Genomic DNA, 17,526 nt, shown 5'->3' on the forward strand with positions numbered 1-17,526 from the left:
CGGGGGTGGGCGGCTCGGCGCCGGCAGGAGCGCCGGCGGGCACCCCGCACGGAGCCGCCGCGAGCGGGGCCCCCACCGCCGTGCCGGCCGGCGTGGGCGGTCGCGGCCGACGGTGAGCCGGCGCTCCGGGGAACGGCGGGTCCCTATCGCCGCGGTGCCGCCCCACGCCGCGGCGGCCGCAGGAGCACCGGTCGCAGCCTGCTGTACCCGCGCACCGACACCGGGCGCAGCGGCTTGAGGTCGTACGCCGCCATGCCCGCCAGTTCCCCGGCGAACTCCGTGTCGACCAGCACGGTCCCGGGGCGGGCCACCGCCGTCAGGCGGGCGGCGATGTTCACCGCGGCCCCGTAGACGTCGCCGAAGCGGCTGAGGACGGCTCCTCGGGCGAGCCCGGTCCGCACCTGCGGCAGCCCCCGTTCCGCCTGGGTGCGGGCGGTGAGTTCGAGCGCCGTGTCGGCGGCCGAGGAAGCCGACTCGCACACGAAGAGCACCTCGTCACCGATGGTCTTCACCACCCGGCCCCGGCCGTCGGCGACCACGTCGCCGGTCAGGGTCTCGAACCGGTCGAGCACCCGGGCGAGTTCGGTGTTGTCCAGTCCGCGGGTCATCCGCGTGTAACCGACCATGTCGGTGAACCCCACGGCCCGGTACCGGACGTCGGCACCGCCGCCGGTGGGGACGGGGCCGTTCGCCGCGCTTCCCCCCGGCCCGTGTGCCGTGGATCCCGGGCCCTCCGGTCCGGCGAGCGCGTCCTTCCGAGCCTCGGCGAGCACCTGCCCGGTGTACGCCGCGAGGTGACGGCGCCACACGTGGCGTTGCAGCAGCTCGATCTCCGGAAGCAGTGCCGCGGCCCGGCCCGTCAGCTCGTCGTCCTGCGGGGGGACGCCCGGGGCCCGGTGCAACCAGGCCCAGAGGGTGTGCACCTGCCACTCGGCGAGCCGGGACAGATGGTGCCCGAGGGCGCGTGCCATCATCGTCTCGCTCTCCTCGGTGATGAGACCGGCCTCGATGAGACGTTCACCCGCGCGCAGTGCCTCCACGTCCGCGTCCGTGAACACCCGGGCGCCGTCGTCGGCCACCGGGAACCCCAGGGCGCGCCAGATCCGCGCCGTACGCTGGGGGTCCACCCCGGACCGTTCCGCGATGTCCCGCCTCGTCCAGACGCGGCCGCCACCGAGGAGCGCCTCCTCGACGGTTACCCGCGGCTCGTCGGGACCGGGCGGGGGCGCCGCCTCGTCGGCGCTCACGTGGTGTGCACGATCAGCACGTCGAGGTCCGCCTTCCGGGCGATGTCCGCGGGCACGGAGCCGAGGATGCGGCCGGCGAGCGAGCGCAGCCCCCGGTTGCCCACCACCAGGAGGTCGGCGGAACACTCCCGGGCGACCCCGGTCAGCGCGGCGACCGGTTCGTCCTGCACGGCGACCGACCGCACGTCGGCCGCCCCCTGCGCGCGGGCGCGGTCCCTGGCGGTGCGCAGGGTCTCCTCGGCGGGCGCCGAGCCCACCACCTGGTAGGCCTCGGCTCCCAGCTGGTCCTGGGCCAACGAGAGTTCGGTCCCGCGCATCGGCACGTACGCGCAGGCGATCACGAGTTCGGCCCCGCAGACGGCGGCGAGCCGGGCCGCCCCGTCGACCGCTGCCAACGACGACTCCGAGCCGTCCGTGCCGACCATGACGGTGCGGTAGGCGACCATGGCAACCTCCTTACTTAGAAGTAAGCTTACTGTGGAGTAAATTAGATGCGGTCGGCCCGTGAGGCAAGGGCGCGCCGCACGGCCCGGGGCCATCGGGCCCCGGTCGGCGGACCCGGGCACGGCGGCACGCCTCGGGCGCACCGGCCCGACCCGGGACGGACCGTGGCGCGGCCGTGGCGCCGTCACCGAGCCCGGACCGCCGCCGCCGACGACGACGAACGGTCGGGTGGCCGGTACGAGGCCGCGGGAAGCTCCCCTCCCTCCGACCCTTCGGTGCCGGCAGGCCCGCTGCGCGACCCGAATCTCGTGCCGGCCGGGCGAAGTCCGTTACGGCCGGAATGGGTGTCCGCTCGGTTGCGGGGTAGTCGAGCCGACACATCACCGAGAACACGCCGTGAGGAGGGGTTCGTCATGCGGGAGCCGCTGAAGGCCGTGCCGGTCCGCCGGGCGCTGTCGCATCGCGCCGGTCACTCCGGCCCGGGACGGGCCTTCACCGCGCCGGACACCCCATGGGACCTGCGTACTGCCTCGACGGCGCGCGAACGCCCCACGCGGCACGGCGCCGTCCAGGACCCCTTGCACGGCTTCGCTGCCGTGCGGCTGACCGTCCGTCGGACGTCCTGCGGCGGCCGATGTTTCCGACAGACCGAGGAAGGCAAGGTGAACCAGCCATGAGTACGGCAGAGCGGCAGACCCACGCCACCGACGAGTCGGTGAGCGTGCTGGTCTCGCGCGCCTCGCAACAGATGTCGGAGCTGGTCCGCGAGGAGATGCGGCTGGCACGGGCCGAAATGGCCCAGAAGGGCAAGCGCTACGGGAAGGGCGGAGGCCTCTTCGGCACAGCGGGCCTCGTCGGCGTCCTGGCGGCCCAGGCTCTGATCGCGACCTGTATCGCGGCCCTCGCCCTGGTCCTGCCGGTGTGGGCGTCCGCCCTCGTCGTCACCGCGGTGCTGGCGGCAGCGGCCGCCGTGGCCGCAGCGGCCGGGAAGAAGCAGATCGCGGAGGCCGGCTCGCCCGCCCCCGAGCAGACCGTCGACAGCGTCAAGGCCGATCTGGCCGAGATCAAGGAGAAGGCACACCGATGAATGAAGAATCCCGGACCAACATAGGCACCCCCGTGCCCGACGCCTCCGACCCGGAAGGGCTGCGCGAGCAGGTCGAGCAGACCCGCGACGAACTCGGGCGGACCGTCGAAGCGCTGGCCGCCAAGGCCGACGTGAAGTCACAGGCGAAGGAGAAGGCGGCCGCCGCGAAGGAGCAGGCCTCCGAGAAGGCCACCGTGGTGGCCGGCCAGGTCCGTGAGAAGGCGGAGCAGGCCACGCGGCTCGTCAAGGACAGGACCCCCGATCCCCTGCTGGAGAAGTCGGCCCAGGCCGCCGCCCAGGTGCGGGCGACCGCCACCCGGGCGGGACGGTTCGCGGCGGACCGGGCCCCCGGACCGCTGCGCGACGCGGCAAACCGCGCCGCCTCTGCCGCACGCTCCAAGCGCACCCCCCTGCTCGCGGGCGGTGCCCTGCTCACCGTCTTCCTCCTGGTGCGCCGGGGCCGGGGACGCCGATGAAGGCGTCGAGCATCCTCTACAAGCCGGTCGGCTTCGGGCTCGGTGCGGTGAGCGGCATGATCGCCAGTGCCGTGTTCAAGCAGACGTGGAAGGTCATCGAGGGTGAGGGCGACGCGCCCGACGCCTTGGACGAGGACCGTTCCTGGCGCCAGGTCCTGCTCGCCGCCGCTGTCCAGGGCGCCATCTTCGCCGTGGTCAAGGCCGCGGTGGACCGTTCCGGCGCCGTTGCCATGCGACGTACGACGGGTAGCTGGCCGGGCTGACCGACGGGTACCCGGCCGGGGCCGACCGTCAGGCGGCGCCGATCCCGTCCGGCCGGGCGGGCCGGCGCCGCCCGGTCGGCCCCGGGTTCGCCTTCGCCCTCCGGCGGAGCCACGCGCCCCTCGTGGGCCGACGGCCCGGGCCGACGCGCCGGGATCGGGCACGGATGCGGATGGTCTTGCGTGGTCAGTGGTCCTGCGTATGCCACTGGGGGCCGGGCGGCGGCCGGTGGCGAAGCCCCCCGCGGTCGTTCCCGGCACGACCACGCCCCCTCCTCCTTCCCATGGTCCTTCCCGGGGACGGGGAACGGCGGCGGGCGCTTCGGCGCCACGCCCGCCGCCGTCACCGGCCCGTTACCGCGGCCGGTTCCGCCGGCACCGCCTCCCGCGGTGACGACGGAGTCACCGACGTGCTCAACCCGGCATGACCCACTTCTGGTTGACCCCCGTGTGGCAGGTCCACAGGTGGAGTCTGGTGCCGTCGGCGGAGGAGACGCCGGAGGCGTCGAGGCACTTGCCGGACTGGGGGTTCTTCAGGGTGCCGTCGGTCTGGGGCACCCATTTCTGGGCGGTGGTGCCGTTGCAGCCGTAGAGCTGGATCTTCGTGCCGTCGGCCGTGGCGCCGCCTTGGACGTCCATGCACTTGCCCAGTGCGCGCAGTGTCTGGTCGGTGCCGGCCGTCCACGTCTGGGCAGCCGACCGGTTGCAGGTCCAGAGCTGGATCTGGGTGCCGTCGGCGTTCGCCCCGTTCGCGACGTCGACGCACTTGCCGCCGATGCCCGTGATGGCGCCCACCCTGGGGCCCGTGGTGCCTCCGAGTTCCTTGATGCGGACGTTGCGGAAGGACACCTCGTCGCCGTCGCCGTGGTTCTGCAGGCCGATGTGCCCCTGCTGGAGACTGCGGGCGGGGTCGGTGTTGGTGAAGTCGTTGATCTGGGTCCCGTTGAGGAAGACCCGCAGGCGCTCGCCCTCGACGCGGATCTCGTAGGTGTTCCACTCGCCGGGAGGATTGAGGGCGCTGTCCCGGGCCGCCAGGTCGGCGGACCTGAAGCCGTACACGGAGCCCGTGGTGCGGTCCGGGGAGTCCGTGGCGTCGATCTGGATCTCGTACCCGTTGCCGACGGCCGACCACGGGTCGTCGGAGGCCGGGAAGCCCAACAGGACGCCGGAGTTGTCGTCTCCGGCCTGGCGCCAGTCGAGCTTCAGGGAGTACGCCCCGTACTCCTTGGCCTGGTACCACAGCATGCCGAGGCCGCCCTGTGAGGTGAGGGTGGAGTCCGCGTGCGTGAAGGAGCCCGGCCCGGCCTGCTTCCATCCGGCCGTGCCCGAGGTCCCGAACAGCGTGGTGTAGCCGGTCTCCGGCCGGCAGTCGGCCTCCGTGGCGCCGGCGGACCAGCGGATGCCGCCGAGCAGATGGCGGCGGAACGCCGGGTCGGTGTAGGACTCCTCCGTGTGGCCGCCACCCGTGTAGAACGCGCGTCCCCCCTGGTAGTCCTTGCACCAGGCGATGGGGTGGTCGCCGCCCATGGAGCCGCCGCTGTAGCTCGACTCGTCGAGGGAGGCCAGCACATGGGCGGTCGTACGCGGGTTGGCGCGGTAGTTGTACCACTCGTCGGTCCGCTGCCAGGAAGGGCCGAGGTGGGCGGTGGCGTCGTGCGCGCGGTCCTCCACCCGGACCGTGGCCGGCTGGATCGCCGGATGGGACTGGAACAGGGCGCCGGCCAGGCCCGCGTACCAGCTCCAGTCGTATTCCGTGTCGGCCGCCGCGTGGATGCCGACGTAGCCGCCACCCGCCGCGATGTAGCCCTCGAAGGCGGTCTGCTGGGCGGCGTCGAGGACGTCACCGGTGGTGGAGAGGAAGACCACGCTCTCGTAACCGGCCAGGTTGGCCGGGGTGAAGGCGCCGGGGTCCTCGGTCGCCGTGACGGTGAAGCCGTGGGCCGCCCCCAGTTCGCGCAGGGCGGTCAGTCCCTCGTCGATGGAGGAGTGGCGGAACCCGGCGGTCCTGGAGAAGACCAGCACGTCGTACGCGGGGTCCGCGGCGGCCGCGGCCGGGCGGGTGGAGGGGACGGGCCCGGGGGCGTCGGCAGCGGCGGCGGTCAAGGGCAGGGCGGTGGCGCAGAGCAGGCCGCAGACCGCCCGGGAGGCGAGGCGCAGGAGACGTCCGCTCATGGCAGGATCCACTTCTGGTTGTCGGCGGCGAGGCAGGTCCACAGGTGGAGTCTGGTGCCGTCGGCGGAGGAGACGCCGGAGGCGTCGAGGCACTTGCCGGACTGGGGGTTCTTCAGGGTGCCGTCGGTCTGCGGGACCCATTTCTGGGCGGTGGTGCCGTTGCAGCCGTAGAGCTGGATCTTCGTGCCGTCGGCCGTGCCGCCGCCTTGGACGTCCATGCACTTGCCCAGTGCGCGCAGTGTCTGGTCGGTGCCGGCCGTCCACGTCTGGGCAGCCGACTGATTGCAGGTCCAGAGCTGGATCTGGGTGCCGTCGGCGTCCGCCCCGTTCGCGACGTCGACGCACTTCCCGCCGAAGCCCGCGATGCGGCCGCTCCGGGCGGGCGTCGCGGTGGTGGTCAGGGTGAAGTCGTCGACGTCGAAGAGGGACCCGCTGCCGCCCTTGAAGACGAGGTACAGGGTGGTGGTCGTGGCGGGGCGGCCGGTGAGGTTCGCGGACACGTCCCGGAAGGTCTCCCAGCCCCCGGTGACGGGGACGGCCGCGGAGCCCAGCAGGGTGCCGGTGGGGGAGCCGGCACGTACCTCCAGAGTGCCGCCACTGCCGCCGGAGGAGACCCTCGCGGTCAGTGAGGTGGCGTTGGCCAGCAGGTAGGGCGTGAAGGAGATCCAGTCGCCGTTGTCGATGGTGCCGACCGTCCTGCCGCCGTTCGCCGCAGCCTTGTCGATGACCGACACGCCCGCGGAGTCCCCGTAGTGCTCGGCCTGGCGCTTGCTGCCCTGGCTGACGTTCTGGTCGTGGGTGGTCAGGGCGGGCTGTCCGTTCGCGCCCTTGTCCGTGTACTCGGCGTCCCAGACACCGAAGATGTTGGCGTTGGGGTCGTGTTCGCCGTCGGCGATGGTCTGCACGGTGCCGGAACAGCCGGTGGCGGATGTCTGCGGGTGGCCGTGGCTGTCGTGGCCGATGATGAAGGTGACCTTGACCCTGGAGCAGTCGACCGTGCCGTCCTCCGGATCGGTGACGGTGACCCTGAAGGGCACCGCGGTGCCGGGGTCGATGACGGCGCCGTCGGCCGGGAGCTCCAGGCTGACGGTGGGCGCGGTGTTGCCGACGGTGACGATGACCGAGGCCGTCGCGGTGTTCCCGGTCCCGTCGGACAGCGTCAGCTCCGCCGTGTAACGGCCGTTGGTGGTGTAGGTGTGCGAGGGGTTGGCCGCGGTCGAGGTGGTGCCGTCGCCGAACTTCCAGGCGTAGCTCAGGGGGTCCCCGTCGGGGTCCGAGCTGCCGGAGGAGGAGAACTGGACGGTGAGGGGCGCCTTGCCCGAGGTCCGGTCCGCGGCGGCCTTGGCCAGCGGCGAGCGGCCCCCGGTGACGTTCTCGATGCGGTAGAGCGCGCTGTTGGCGTCGCCGTTGAAGTAGCCGGTGCCGTAGTCGAGGACGTACAGGGCGCCGTCCGGACCGAAGGACATGTCCATGATCTGCGTGCCCTGCCACGGGAAGGCGTTGATCGACTGCACGGCTCCGTCGGTTCCCTGCTCGACGCGCTTGATCCACTTGCGCCCGAACTCGCCGGCGAAGAAGTCACCGTCGAAGCTCGCGGGGAACTTGACCGTGGAGGTGGAGGCGGCGTCGTAGCGGTACACGGGGCCGCCCATGGGGGACTCCGAGCCGTTGCCGAACTCCGGTACCGAGCCGCCGTCGTACGGGATCCAGGCCGGCTGGGCCGGGGGCAGGTCGGTCAGGCCGGTGTTGCGCGGCGAGGTGTTCCTGGGGGCGGTGCAGGAGAAGGCGGCCCCGGACGCCGACGTGGCGAAGTCGTAGTCCACGTAGGCGTTGTTCCTGCCGGTGCAGTAGGGCCAGCCGAAGTTGCCGGCCTTGGTGATCCGGTTGAACTCGACCTGTCCCGCCGGCCCCCGGGAGGTGCTCGCCGTGCCCGCGTCGGGACCGTAGTCACCCAGGTACACGATGCCGGTGGCCTTGTCGACGCTCATCCGGAAGGGGTTGCGGAAGCCCATCGCGTAGATCTCGGGCCGGGTCCGCGCGGTGCCCGGCGGGAAGAGGTTGCCCGACGGGACGGTGTATCCGCCGTCGGCACCGACCTTGATGCGCAGCACCTTGCCGCGCAGGTCGTTGGTGTTGCCCGCCGACCGCTGGGCGTCGTAGGCGGGGTTGCGGTCGGGCCGCTCGTCCAGGGGTGAGAAGCCGTCGGAGGCGAAGGGGTTGCTGTCGTCGCCGGTGGACAGGTACAGGTTGCCCTGCCCGTCGAAGTCGATGTCGCCGCCGACGTGGCAGCACAGGCCACGGCTCGCGGGGACGTCGAGGACCTTCTTCTCGCTGGCGTTGTCCAGGGTCCCGTCGGTCCTCAGGACGAACCGCGAGAGCCGGTTGACGCCGTCGAACGGTGTGAAGTCGGCCGCGGAGCCGCCCGCGGGGGCGTCTCCCGCCGGGGTCGACAGCTTCGGGGCGTAGTAGAGGTAGACGAAGCGGTTGGTGGTGAAGCCCGGATCCACCCCGACGCCCTGGAGGCCCTCCTCGTCGTGTGCGTAGACGTCCAGCCGGCCGGCCACCTTGGTGGTGCCGGCGGCGTCCGTGAGACGCAGGGTGCCGTCCCGTGAGGTGTGCAGGACAGATCTGTCGGGCAGCACGGCGAGCGTCATGGGCTCACCGGTCTCGGCCACGCCCTTGGCCAGGGTGACCTGCTGGAACACGTCGGCAGCCGCGGGTGCGGCCTCGGCCGGTGCTTGCTGGGCGGTGAGGGCGCCCGCGGCGACGAGCAGAGCGCAGACGAGCGCCGCGAGGGGCCGGGTGGGTCTCCTGTGCACGCGAATCCTCCGTGGGGGACGGGATCGGGGTGGAGCACAGGCGCGCGCCGTCGCGCCGGGGGACGGGTGCCCACAGGGGGAGGGGAGGGCACCCGGCCCGTGTCGTCCGGTTCAGATCAGGAAGGTAATGGCTTTCGCCCCGGCCAGATACCCCTTTGACGCACCCGGTCGCTACTTCCTCCAGTAGCGGGACAAAGGGACGAGGTGGGAGCCGTGATCACGCGGGACGAATTCCCGGACGGGGCCGACCGCCGTGCGGCGCAGCCGGCTGACGCGCTGTCAGCGATGGTCCGCCGCTCGGAGGGCGAGAGGGCGGGGCGGCGCCCGCCCTCTCCGGCCGAACGGGCCACCGGCGGGTTCGCGGCCGCCGGTCGTGGGTAGGCGCGCCGTGCGCCCGGCCGGCCCGGCGGGTCGCCCGCCGCCGTGCGACAGCACCGGTTGCGAGGAACCACCCGCGCCCCCGGACCACCGCCGCTCACGCGGGCGGGCCGGTCCGCCGGTGGCCCGGCCTCCGATCTGCGAACTAGTGTGCGGACAGGGTAGGGGCAGCAGAGCGGACAGTCGGAGAAGAGGTCGCATGGGGACGGTCGTCCATGTACCGCAGACGCGGGACATGATCGGAGCGGAGCTGTCGGGGGACGAGGCGCTCAGCGCGCTGCGCCACTACGGCGGGCGAAAACTCCTGCTCGACGCGTTCACGCGGTTCCGGTACGCCGACGGGTTCAGCTACGCGAGGTCCCTCGGGTTCCAGGTGGTCGTCGGCATGGTCCCCTTCGTGATCGCGCTGGTGGGCGTCGCCACGACCGTGCACACCGAAAGCATCGCCCGCGTCATCGAGCTGACGCTGGGACGGATCGCCCCCGGTGCCAGCGTCGAACTCGTACAGGGGGCGCTGCGGGACACCCGCCGCAGCGCCGGGTCCACCTCGGGGGCGCTCGCCATGTGGCTGGGCCTCGGCTTCGCCCTGCTCAACCTCGCCTCGGCGATGGGCCAGATCGAGCGCGGCTGCAACCGCATCTACGGCATCGAGCGCGACCGCCCCTTCCTCGCCAAGTACGGTCGCAGCCTGCTGCTGGCGGTCGCCGCGGGACTGCCGCTGATGCTCGGGTTCCTCGTCATGGTCGCCGGCCAGGCCGTCGGGGACTCGGTGGTGCAGGCCCTCGGCTGGTCCCGGTCCTGGCTCCGCTGGTGGGGCGTCCTGGAAGTGCCCGTCGGCACGGTCCTCGCCGGACTGGCCTCCGCCGTGATCTTCCGCTGGTCGCCCCGGCGGGTGCAGCCGGGGTACACGTGGCTGGCCTTCGGCTCCGCCGTCCACCTGGTGCTGTGGGTCGCGGCCACCTGGCTGCTGGCGGCGTACGTCGCCAAGAGCGGATCGTTCGGCGCCGTGTACGGGCCGCTGACCGCCTTCGTGGCGCTGCTGCTCTGGGCCAATCTGACCGGCGTCGTCCTCTTCCTCGGCATCGCGTTCGCCGCCCAGCTGGAGGCTGCCAGGGCGGGTATCACCGACCCCGTGCACCCGGACCCCGGTTCCGGCCCCTGACGCGCCCGGTGAACGGGCCGGACCGGGCCATGGGGGGCGGCGGACCCGGTCCGCCGGCACCCGAAGGCATCGGGCGGCGCAGGCGGGGCAGGCGCGAGTCATGCAGGGAAGCCACGCACAGCCCGCCCCCCACTCACTCCTCGGCATGCCACTGCGCGGGGCCCATGCCGCTGAGAGCCTGCCGCCCCGCGGTGGCGCGGGACGCCACCGGTTGCGCAGACGCCGCAGAGGCGCCTGGCACCGGCGCCTACTGGCCTACCGGGAGGTGGAGCTGGTGCAGGCGCAGGGGCGGGGGAGCGACGAGGCGCAGTGCCTGCTCCTCGTCCACGTGCGCAAGGTGGTCGGCCAGGTGACGTTCCGCCTCTGCGCTTCCTGCGCGGAGGGGGTCATCACCGACGTGCTCATCGAGAAGCAGTTCCATCACAGCGGGCTGGGCACCAGGGCGCTGTCCCATCTGCGCGCCCGGCACCCGGGAGTCGTGTGGCGGACCACGCTGGACCGGCGTGTGACGCGTGACCTCATGCGCCGGATGCGGGTGCCGAGGCAGGCGAAGGGCGCCCGGTGTGCCCACGGGACCGCCTGACGTCACCGGATCCGCCCCGGCGCCCCTCGCGGGGCCGGGCCGACCGTGCTCGTGGCACCCGACGGGTCGGCCGGTCCCGCGCCGTTCGGGGCACGCACGAGGGATCAGGCCTGTACGGCCTGCCGCCCCGGGTCCCTGAGGGACCCGGGGCGGCAGCGCGTCGAGCGGCGTCAGGCCGCATCGACGACGGGCACCGTCCCTGGGAAAGGCCACCAGGAGCATCGGCCGACACGGGCGGAGTGGGAACCGGTGGCGAGACCCACGGGTTCCGCACCTACCATCGCACCGTGTCCGTCGACCTCTTCGCAGGCATCTGCGTCGCCGACCTCCCCGTGGCGATGGCTTGGTACGAGCGTCTGTTCGGCTCGCCGCCCACCTTCGTGGCGAGTGACACCGAGGCCGTGTGGGAGCTGGCCGAGCACCGGTCCGTATTCGTCGAACACCCGCCCGAGCACGCCGGTCACGCCCTGCACACCGTCTTCGTCGACGACCTCGACGCCCTCGTCGCCGGGATCGCCGACCGTGGCCTGGAGCCCGCGAGGCGGGAGACCTACGCACACGGCGTGCGCAAGGTGACGTACCAGGACCCCGAGGGCAACGAGAGCGGTTTCGGCGGCGCTCCCTGCCGAGCGCGGACCGCACGGGCCACCTCTCCCCCCGCTGCTGACCCACCGGGGCCGTGCCGGGGTGCCGGCCACCCGACGACACCGTCCCGGCGCTGACGCGCGGTCACCGGCGTACGCCGCCTGCTGCTCACACTCACGCCTCCGGCCCACACACGTACGGAACGGCCGCGCTCCGGTGGGAGAGCAGCCGTTCCGTACGGTGTGAGGTCCGCGGGACGCCGGATCAGGCGTGGCGGTGGGAGTGACGGTTACCGGTGACGAGGCGGTAGAGGGCGAGGAGTATGACGGAGCCGACGATGGCCGCGATCCACGTGGACAGGTCGAAGAAGCCGTCGATGGAGTCGACGCCGAAGATCACCTTGCCGAGCCAGCCCCCGAGAAGGCCACCCGCGATGCCGATCAGCATGGTGATGATGATGCCGCCCGGGTCCTTGCCCGGCATGAGCGCCTTGGCAATGAGGCCCGCGAGCAGTCCGATGAAAATCCAGGCGATGATGCCCATGATGCCTCTCCTACCTCTTCGCATAAAGACGATGTCAAGGGATCGTCTGCACCGCTCGGCCACTTTCAAACACCCTTTTTTCAGCACCGGCTCCCGGGAGGGGATGGGGTGGCGGGGGCGGGCCGGACGGACCGGGAGCCGTACGGGGCGGGAGCGGCGGACGGTGTCGCGTGAGGTGCGTGACGGCCCGGCCGCCGCTGGACCGGGGAAGAGGTCCCGGACGGTCCTCGCGTGGCGCGGAGGAGGCGCAGGCCGCGCGGTGCACCCGGCGCTCCCGGAGGAGCCGGCCCCGGAGCCGGCAGCGCACTCCTCGGCTCCGTCGCGGAACCGGGACGCACGCCCGAGGCGTCGCGCACCCGTCGCCGGAGCGGAACCCGGGCCGGCGTGCGCGGCCACTCTGTTCGACTTCTCGTCTACTCGCCTACTCGACTTTTCGACTGTTCGACCGGGGGATCCGGTGGGCGAGCGAGCACGACTCCCACCCGACGGCCCCGCTCGGCCACCGGCGGGAGGCCGACACGTCGCCCGGAAACCGCCGTGGCACACCCCACCGGGACGGTAGATTCGAACGATGCGATCACAGAGCGGCTCCGTCCCTCGACCGGCGCGGGGGCAGGGCCGGCTCCTGGCCGTCAGCGACCTCCACGTCGGCATCGCCGACAACCGTCCCCTCGCCGACAGCCTGCACCCGTCGTCCGACGAGGACTGGCTCATCGTCGCGGGGGACGTGGCCGAACAGGCCGGGGAGGTCGAGCGGACACTCGAACTGCTCGCGGGGCGCTTCGCCCACGTGGTGTGGACCCCGGGCAACCACGAGCTGTGGACGGTGGAACGCGACCCGGTACGGCTGCGCGGGCAAGCGCGGTACGAGCACCTCGTCCAGGTGTGCGCTGAGCTGGGCGTCACGACACCCGAGGACCCCTACCCCCTCTGGCACGGGCCGGACGGCCCCGTGGCCGTGGCCCCGCTGTTCCTGCTGTACGACTACACGTTCCGCGTGCCCGGGACGGCGACCAAGGAGGAGTCGCTCGCCGCCGCCCACGAGGCGGGCGTCGTCTGCACGGACGAATACCTCCTCCACCCCGACCCCTACCCGACCCGGGACGACTGGTGCCGGGCGCGGGTGGCCCGGACCGAACAGCGCCTGGCCGCGCACGATCCAGCCGTCCCGCTCGTCCTGGTGAGCCACTGGCCGCTGCTGCGCGAGCCCACCTCCATCATGTGGTACCCGGAGTTCGCCCAGTGGTGCGGCACGGAACTCACCGCCGACTGGCACCGCCGCTTCAACGTGACGGCCGCCGTCTACGGCCACCTGCACATCCCGCGCACGACGTGGCACGACGGCGTGCGCTTCGAGGAGGTCTCGATCGGCTACCCCAGGGAGTGGCGCAAGCGCGGCCACCCCCGCGGCCTGCTGCGGCAGATCCTTCCGTACGAGGAGGAGCGGCCCGGGGAGCGGCCCGAGACTCCGGCAGGTGAGGCACCGTGATCGAACGACTGCTCCCCCCGTACGTCGCGAGCGCGGACACCCACGAGACCGACGCCCCCGCGGGAACCCTCTACCCGGAGGAGGAGGCACTCGTCGCCACGAGTGTGCCCAAGCGCAGGCACGAGTTCGCGGCGGCGCGCGGCTGTGCGCGGCGTGCCATGGCGGCCCTCGGGATACCCCCGGCCCCGGTCCTGCGCGGCCGGCGAGGCATGCCGTTGTGGCCCGTGGGATGCGTCGGCAGCATGACGCACTGTGCCGGTTACCGCGCGGCGGTGCTCGCCCGGGCGTCCGAGGCCAGGGGGCTGGGCATCGACGCCGAGCCGAACGAGCCGCTTCCGCCCGACGTGTGGGAGGTGATATCGCTGCCGTCGGAGCGGGCCCGGACCTACCCGGCGGCCGGCGGAACCACGCCCCACTGGGATCGGCTGCTGTTCTGCGCCAAGGAGAGCGTCTTCAAGGTGTGGTACCCGCTCACCCTGACGGAACTCGACTTCAGCGAGGCCGACATCACCTTCCACCTGGATCCGGGAACCACCGCCGAGGGCTCCTTCACCGCCGAACTGCTGCGCACGGACCCGGTGGTACCGACGTCGCTGAGGGGACGATGGCTGGTGGACGGCGGCTTCGCGGTGACCGCGATCGTGCTACCGGCAGTGTGAGGCGGCGGCCGCGGGCCTCAGCCGAGGGGCCGGCCGCAGCGCAGGTTCCACCGCCCGGTGCGCCCGCTGAGCTCGGTGAGACTCAGCGGCGCGACGTCCAGCCGCCAGAAGGCCGTGACCGGAAGCGCCAGGGCGTGGACGACCGCGGCGCGCACCACGGCCGGCTCCACGACGGCCAGCACCCGGCTCCCGGCGCGGGCCGGTGACTCCGGCCCGCCCACCGCCTCCGCGGCGGCCGCCTCGAGGAAGCCGCCCACACGGGCGGCCAGGCCGAGCAGGGACTCGCCCCCGTGCGGGGCGGCCGAAGGGTCGGTCAGCCAGGCGGACAGCGCGTCCGGCTCGGCGGCCCCGACCTCGGACAGCCGCTGCCCGCTCCACCGGCCCATGTCCCAGTCCGCGAGGGTGACTTCCGGGCGGGCGGGGACGCCGAGGGCTTCGGCCGTCCACCTGCACGGCCCGGAGGAGCCGTGCGCATACCGGTCGGCGTCCGGTACCCTCCCGGCCGCGGCAGCCGCGGCGGCTCCGCGTATCCCGGCCTCGTCCAACGGGGCGTCATGGGCGAAGCGCGCCTCCCGTACACCGGCGTTCATGGCCGGTGCGATCAACATCACCCGAACCGCCATTCCCTGGCTCCCCTCCCTGACCAGCGGCCTCACAGGCCGTCACCCATGGGACCACGGACCGCGCCGGGGGTGGTGGCCGCCCACGCACCGTGGCGGGGGCGGAGCGGTAGGCGGTATGGTCACGGCAACCACGACGAAGGTGTGACGGAAGTCCGGTGAGAGTCCGGCACGGTCGCGCCACTGTGTACCCGTATCGCTACGGGAAGTCAGACCCGGCTCCTTCGTCTCAGGCACCACGACAGGGACGCGTGTTCCCGCAGGAGGTTCTGCCATGGCTCAGTCTGCCGCCCCCACCACCGCCGCACCCGTCATCACGCCCATCTCGGCGAAGGCCATCGCCCCCTGGGCCGTCTTCTTCGGGATCCTCATGCTCGTCCTGCTCTACTTCGTCGGCGCCGAACAGGGCGCCACCGCGGTCATCTCGGGCGAGGCCGTGCACGAATGGGTCCACGACGGCCGTCACCTTCTCGGCTTCCCCTGCCACTGAGGATTCGGGGATCCAGGGGAACGTCTCATGAACTCCGTATCGGTCCGTGCCCTGCTCGTCCGCGGCATGATCGCGGGCCTCGTCGCCGGAGCACTCGCTCTCGCCGTGGCCTACTTCCTCGGCGAGTCCCGGGTGGACGCCGCCATCGCGCTGGAGGAGTCACACGCCCACACCCACACCCATGAACACGGCGAGGAACTGGTCAGCCGCACGATGCAGGCCACCGGCGGCCTCGCCACCGGCATCCTCGTGTTCGGCGTCGCGGTCGGCGGCATCGCCGCGCTCGTCCTCTGCTACGCCCTCGGGCGGATCGGCGCCTTCGGCCCCAGGGCCACGGCGGCACTGATCGCCGGAGCCGCCCTCCTCACGGTGTACGTCGTGCCGTTCCTCAAGTACCCGGCCAACCCGCCGGCCGTCGGCGACCCCGACACGATCGGGCAGCGCACGGGACTGTTCTTCCTGATGATCGCGCTCAGCGTGCTGCTGGCGGTGGCGGCCGTCCTCACCGGCAGACATCTCGCGCAGCGGCTCGGCAACTGGAACGCGTCCATCGCCGCCGGCGCGGGCTACGTCCTGGTGATCGGCCTCGCCTACGCCTTCCTGCCCTCCTTCGACGAGGTGGGCGCCGACTTCCCGGCCAGTCTGCTGTGGCAGTTCCGGCTGTCCACCCTCGCCGTCCAGGTGACGTTCTGGGCCGCCTTCGGGCTCGTCCTCGGCTACCTCACGGAGCGCCTGCTGGCCGGTGCGGCCGCGACCGGCCATGCGGCGCCACGCGGAGCGGGGGTCGGCGCGGGGTCCGTGCACTGACGGTCGCGCGCCGCTGCGGCGGAGCCGGCTGAGGAGTGGACCCCCCCGGAACGGGCGGGGGGTCCACTCCCGCGTACTGTCCGCGTGCGGTGTCAGGCCGCGCGCGGCCTGGGTCGTTCGTGTGGTGGTGCCCGCGTCCGGGGTCCCCCTCCGTGGGCCGCCCGGCCGGCGGCATCATCGTTCCCGGCCCGCTCCCTCCGGCGACACCGGGCCGGCCGCCGTGCCGTCCCCGGCCGGGGGAGTGGCGGCGCGCCATTCGAGGCGGTAGTGCGTCACCATTCGAGGCGGTAGTGCCTCAGCCGGTAGCCGGACGCGACCAGTCGCATGCCCACCGACGTCATCACGCGCTGCGACCCGATGTTGTCGAGTTCGGCGTCGCCGGTCACCGCGGTCACTCCCTCCGAGCGGGCGAGGCTCAGTAGGGCTCTCAGCGCCTCGGAGGCGTAACCCAGGCCGCGCGCCGAGCGGACCAGGCCGAAGCCGACGGTGACCCGGCCGGTGGCGTCCGGCCCGCCGTGGAAGCCCACGCCGCCGATCGCCAGCCCGTCCGAGCGGCGGCGTATCTCGTAGGGGCCGAACGGCTGTGCGCCGCCGGGCCCGGTGCAGGCCTCCAGGTACCGGCGGACGGCGGCCCGGTCGCCGGCGGTCGGGTAGCCCGGCGCCCACCGTGCTCCGGGCGGAGGGCCGTCCGCGCATCCGCGCTCCACGGCCTCGGCTGCGGCGGCGGTCAGCGGATGCAGGATCAGACGGCGTGTCACAAGGTTGTCCATGGCAGCCGGAGTACCACCCGGGGCGGGGGAGACGCACCCGTAATAGTCCGCGAGTTACCCCGTATCGCTGATAAGTGTCACGCATTAGCATCGTTAACATGCTGGTGTTAACGTAGAGGCGTAACGGGTCCGCGGAGGCGGCACCGCCCCGTCCGTCCAGGAGGAACGTCATGAGTGAGCAGCGCACCGCCACCTCGCGCAGGGTGGCTGTCGTCACCGGGGGGTCGCGGGGTATCGGACGGGCGAGCGCCGAACGGCTGGCGGCGGACGGATGCGCGGTCGTGGTCAACTACGCGGGCAACAGGACCGAGGCCGAGGCGGCGGTGGCCGCCATCACGGCTGGGGGCGGGGAGGCCCTCGCCCACCGTGCGGACGTCGCCGACGAGTCGGCCGTGGCCGCCCTCTTCGACGCGGCCGAGGAGGCTTTCGGGGGCGTCGACGTGGTCGTCCACGCCGCGGGGATCATGACGCTGGCGCCGCTGGCGGACTTCGATCTGGACGCCTTCGACCGCATGCAGCGCACCAACGTGCGGGGCACGTTCGTCGTCGGTCAGCAGGCGGTGCGCCGCCTGCGTGACGGGGGAGCGATCATCAACTTCTCCAGCTCGGTCCTGGGGCTGGCCCTACCCGGTTACAGCGCCTACGCGGCCACCAAGGGGGCGGTGGAGGCCATGACACCCGTCCTCGCCCGGGAGGTCCGCGGCCGGGACATCACGGTCAACGCCGTCGCGCCCGGGCCGACCGCCACCGCCCTGTTCCTGGACGGCAAGGACGAGGAGACCATCGCGAGGATGGCCGCGCAGCCCCCGCTGGAACGGCTCGGCGAGCCGCAGGACATCGCCGAGGTCGTCTCCTTCCTCGCCGGTCCGGCCCGCTGGGTCAACGGCCAGGTGCTGCGGGCCAACGGCGGCATCGTCTGACGCCCGCGGCCGGTG

The 17,526-nt window shown here is 72.9% G+C and carries 19 protein-coding genes; 12 read left to right on the forward strand and 7 right to left on the reverse strand.

The annotated features are described in order from the left end of the window. Positions 1–143: 143 nt before the first annotated feature. Both ABZ371_RS14515 and ABZ371_RS14520 read right to left on the reverse strand, forming a co-directional pair. The gene (locus tag ABZ371_RS14515) at positions 144–1,247 is read right to left on the reverse strand and encodes an adenylate cyclase regulatory domain-containing protein (protein ID WP_358678428.1); all 1,104 of its coding nucleotides are present in this window, start codon (positions 1,245–1,247) and stop codon (positions 144–146) included. Further along, on the reverse strand, positions 1,244–1,693 hold the full coding sequence (locus tag ABZ371_RS14520) for a universal stress protein (protein ID WP_358678430.1): 450 nt from the start codon (positions 1,691–1,693) through the stop codon (positions 1,244–1,246). Before ABZ371_RS14520 ends, ABZ371_RS14515 begins: the two co-directional genes overlap by 4 nt. Before the next feature lie 411 nt (positions 1,694–2,104). Here ABZ371_RS14520 and ABZ371_RS14525 point away from each other — a divergent pair, with 411 nt between their 5' ends. From ABZ371_RS14525 to ABZ371_RS14540, 4 genes are read left to right on the forward strand one after another with little or no spacing between them, the layout of a single operon-like run. Further along, positions 2,105–2,368: a hypothetical protein gene (locus ABZ371_RS14525; RefSeq protein WP_358678433.1), complete on the forward strand. Its 264-nt coding sequence runs from the start codon at positions 2,105–2,107 to the stop codon at positions 2,366–2,368. After that, on the forward strand, positions 2,365–2,778 hold the full coding sequence (locus tag ABZ371_RS14530; protein WP_358678436.1) for a phage holin family protein: 414 nt from the start codon (positions 2,365–2,367) through the stop codon (positions 2,776–2,778). The genes ABZ371_RS14525 and ABZ371_RS14530 overlap by 4 nt, the downstream gene beginning before the upstream one ends. After that, positions 2,775–3,254 carry a DUF3618 domain-containing protein gene (locus tag ABZ371_RS14535; protein ID WP_358678438.1) on the forward strand — a complete coding sequence of 160 codons (480 nt, stop codon included), beginning with the start codon at positions 2,775–2,777 and terminating at the stop codon, positions 3,252–3,254. Before ABZ371_RS14530 ends, ABZ371_RS14535 begins: the two co-directional genes overlap by 4 nt. After that, on the forward strand, positions 3,251–3,517 hold the full coding sequence (locus ABZ371_RS14540; protein WP_358678441.1) for a DUF4235 domain-containing protein: 267 nt from the start codon (positions 3,251–3,253) through the stop codon (positions 3,515–3,517). The genes ABZ371_RS14535 and ABZ371_RS14540 overlap by 4 nt, the downstream gene beginning before the upstream one ends. 411 nt (positions 3,518–3,928) lie before the next feature. Here ABZ371_RS14540 and ABZ371_RS14545 read toward each other — a convergent pair whose 3' ends face one another. Together ABZ371_RS14545 and ABZ371_RS14550 are read right to left on the reverse strand one after the other, a co-directional pair. Continuing rightward, a complete protein-coding gene (locus ABZ371_RS14545) occupies positions 3,929–5,686 on the reverse strand; it encodes a ThuA domain-containing protein (protein ID WP_358678443.1) in 1,758 nt (585 codons plus the stop codon). Beyond that, positions 5,683–8,505 carry a PQQ-dependent sugar dehydrogenase gene (locus ABZ371_RS14550; protein ID WP_358678446.1) on the reverse strand — a complete coding sequence of 941 codons (2,823 nt, stop codon included), beginning with the start codon at positions 8,503–8,505 and terminating at the stop codon, positions 5,683–5,685. Before ABZ371_RS14550 ends, ABZ371_RS14545 begins: the two co-directional genes overlap by 4 nt. A 577-nt stretch (positions 8,506–9,082) precedes the next feature. Between ABZ371_RS14550 and ABZ371_RS14555 the strand changes: the two genes are divergently transcribed. From ABZ371_RS14555 to ABZ371_RS14565, 3 genes are all read left to right on the forward strand, one after another. Next, positions 9,083–10,045 (forward strand): YihY/virulence factor BrkB family protein, encoded by a 963-nt coding sequence (locus ABZ371_RS14555; RefSeq protein ID WP_358678449.1) that lies wholly within the window; start codon positions 9,083–9,085, stop codon positions 10,043–10,045. A gap of 100 nt (positions 10,046–10,145) precedes the next feature. Next, positions 10,146–10,628, forward strand: coding sequence for a hypothetical protein (locus tag ABZ371_RS14560; RefSeq protein ID WP_358678451.1), 483 nt, complete (start codon positions 10,146–10,148; stop codon positions 10,626–10,628). 287 nt (positions 10,629–10,915) lie between these two features. Continuing rightward, the gene (locus ABZ371_RS14565) at positions 10,916–11,350 is read left to right on the forward strand and encodes a VOC family protein (protein WP_358678453.1); all 435 of its coding nucleotides are present in this window, start codon (positions 10,916–10,918) and stop codon (positions 11,348–11,350) included. Positions 11,351–11,477: 127 nt separating this feature from the next. Here ABZ371_RS14565 and ABZ371_RS14570 read toward each other — a convergent pair whose 3' ends face one another. Next, on the reverse strand, positions 11,478–11,756 hold the full coding sequence (locus ABZ371_RS14570) for a GlsB/YeaQ/YmgE family stress response membrane protein (RefSeq protein ID WP_358678456.1): 279 nt from the start codon (positions 11,754–11,756) through the stop codon (positions 11,478–11,480). A gap of 571 nt (positions 11,757–12,327) precedes the next feature. On the opposite strand from ABZ371_RS14570, the gene ABZ371_RS14575 reads away from it, so the two are divergent. Continuing rightward, on the forward strand, positions 12,328–13,245 hold the full coding sequence (locus ABZ371_RS14575) for a metallophosphoesterase (RefSeq protein ID WP_358678458.1): 918 nt from the start codon (positions 12,328–12,330) through the stop codon (positions 13,243–13,245). Next, on the forward strand, positions 13,242–13,904 hold the full coding sequence (locus tag ABZ371_RS14580; protein ID WP_358678461.1) for a 4'-phosphopantetheinyl transferase superfamily protein: 663 nt from the start codon (positions 13,242–13,244) through the stop codon (positions 13,902–13,904). Before ABZ371_RS14575 ends, ABZ371_RS14580 begins: the two co-directional genes overlap by 4 nt. A 17-nt stretch (positions 13,905–13,921) precedes the next feature. Here ABZ371_RS14580 and ABZ371_RS14585 read toward each other — a convergent pair whose 3' ends face one another. Continuing rightward, positions 13,922–14,527: a histidine phosphatase family protein gene (locus ABZ371_RS14585; RefSeq protein WP_358678464.1), complete on the reverse strand. Its 606-nt coding sequence runs from the start codon at positions 14,525–14,527 to the stop codon at positions 13,922–13,924. 271 nt (positions 14,528–14,798) lie between these two features. On the opposite strand from ABZ371_RS14585, the gene ABZ371_RS14590 reads away from it, so the two are divergent. After that, the gene (locus ABZ371_RS14590; protein WP_358678467.1) at positions 14,799–15,014 is read left to right on the forward strand and encodes a CbtB-domain containing protein; all 216 of its coding nucleotides are present in this window, start codon (positions 14,799–14,801) and stop codon (positions 15,012–15,014) included. Positions 15,015–15,041: 27 nt separating this feature from the next. Continuing rightward, positions 15,042–15,821, forward strand: coding sequence for a CbtA family protein (locus ABZ371_RS14595; protein ID WP_358678470.1), 780 nt, complete (start codon positions 15,042–15,044; stop codon positions 15,819–15,821). Positions 15,822–16,093: 272 nt separating this feature from the next. Here ABZ371_RS14595 and ABZ371_RS14600 read toward each other — a convergent pair whose 3' ends face one another. Further along, positions 16,094–16,591, reverse strand: a complete 498-nt coding sequence (locus ABZ371_RS14600) for a GNAT family N-acetyltransferase (protein ID WP_358678472.1) — start codon at positions 16,589–16,591, stop codon at positions 16,094–16,096. A gap of 170 nt (positions 16,592–16,761) precedes the next feature. Here ABZ371_RS14600 and ABZ371_RS14605 point away from each other — a divergent pair, with 170 nt between their 5' ends. Beyond that, on the forward strand, positions 16,762–17,511 hold the full coding sequence (locus ABZ371_RS14605) for an SDR family oxidoreductase (RefSeq protein WP_358678475.1): 750 nt from the start codon (positions 16,762–16,764) through the stop codon (positions 17,509–17,511). Positions 17,512–17,526: the final 15 nt, after the last annotated feature.

Origin of the sequence: Streptomyces sp. NPDC005899, from assembly GCF_040629645.1 — a bacterium.
Classification (GTDB): domain Bacteria; phylum Actinomycetota; class Actinomycetes; order Streptomycetales; family Streptomycetaceae; genus Streptomyces.

Excerpts from the sequence above, each read along its gene's own strand:
- ABZ371_RS14585 (WP_358678464.1), bottom strand. The coding sequence starts at position 14,527 with ATGGCGGTTCGGGTGATGTTGATCGCACCGGCCATGAACGCCGGTGTA.
- ABZ371_RS14560 (WP_358678451.1), top strand. The coding sequence starts at position 10,146 with ATGCAGGGAAGCCACGCACAGCCCGCCCCCCACTCACTCCTCGGCATG.
- ABZ371_RS14570 (WP_358678456.1), bottom strand. The coding sequence starts at position 11,756 with ATGGGCATCATCGCCTGGATTTTCATCGGACTGCTCGCGGGCCTCATT.
- ABZ371_RS14530 (WP_358678436.1), top strand. The coding sequence starts at position 2,365 with ATGAGTACGGCAGAGCGGCAGACCCACGCCACCGACGAGTCGGTGAGC.
- ABZ371_RS14545 (WP_358678443.1), bottom strand. The coding sequence starts at position 5,686 with ATGAGCGGACGTCTCCTGCGCCTCGCCTCCCGGGCGGTCTGCGGCCTG.
- ABZ371_RS14600 (WP_358678472.1), bottom strand. The coding sequence starts at position 16,591 with ATGGACAACCTTGTGACACGCCGTCTGATCCTGCATCCGCTGACCGCC.
- ABZ371_RS14535 (WP_358678438.1), top strand. The coding sequence starts at position 2,775 with ATGAATGAAGAATCCCGGACCAACATAGGCACCCCCGTGCCCGACGCC.
- ABZ371_RS14590 (WP_358678467.1), top strand. The coding sequence starts at position 14,799 with ATGGCTCAGTCTGCCGCCCCCACCACCGCCGCACCCGTCATCACGCCC.
- ABZ371_RS14525 (WP_358678433.1), top strand. The coding sequence starts at position 2,105 with ATGCGGGAGCCGCTGAAGGCCGTGCCGGTCCGCCGGGCGCTGTCGCAT.
- ABZ371_RS14540 (WP_358678441.1), top strand. The coding sequence starts at position 3,251 with ATGAAGGCGTCGAGCATCCTCTACAAGCCGGTCGGCTTCGGGCTCGGT.
- ABZ371_RS14605 (WP_358678475.1), top strand. The coding sequence starts at position 16,762 with ATGAGTGAGCAGCGCACCGCCACCTCGCGCAGGGTGGCTGTCGTCACC.
- ABZ371_RS14595 (WP_358678470.1), top strand. The coding sequence starts at position 15,042 with ATGAACTCCGTATCGGTCCGTGCCCTGCTCGTCCGCGGCATGATCGCG.
- ABZ371_RS14575 (WP_358678458.1), top strand. The coding sequence starts at position 12,328 with ATGCGATCACAGAGCGGCTCCGTCCCTCGACCGGCGCGGGGGCAGGGC.
- ABZ371_RS14520 (WP_358678430.1), bottom strand. The coding sequence starts at position 1,693 with ATGGTCGCCTACCGCACCGTCATGGTCGGCACGGACGGCTCGGAGTCG.
- ABZ371_RS14555 (WP_358678449.1), top strand. The coding sequence starts at position 9,083 with ATGGGGACGGTCGTCCATGTACCGCAGACGCGGGACATGATCGGAGCG.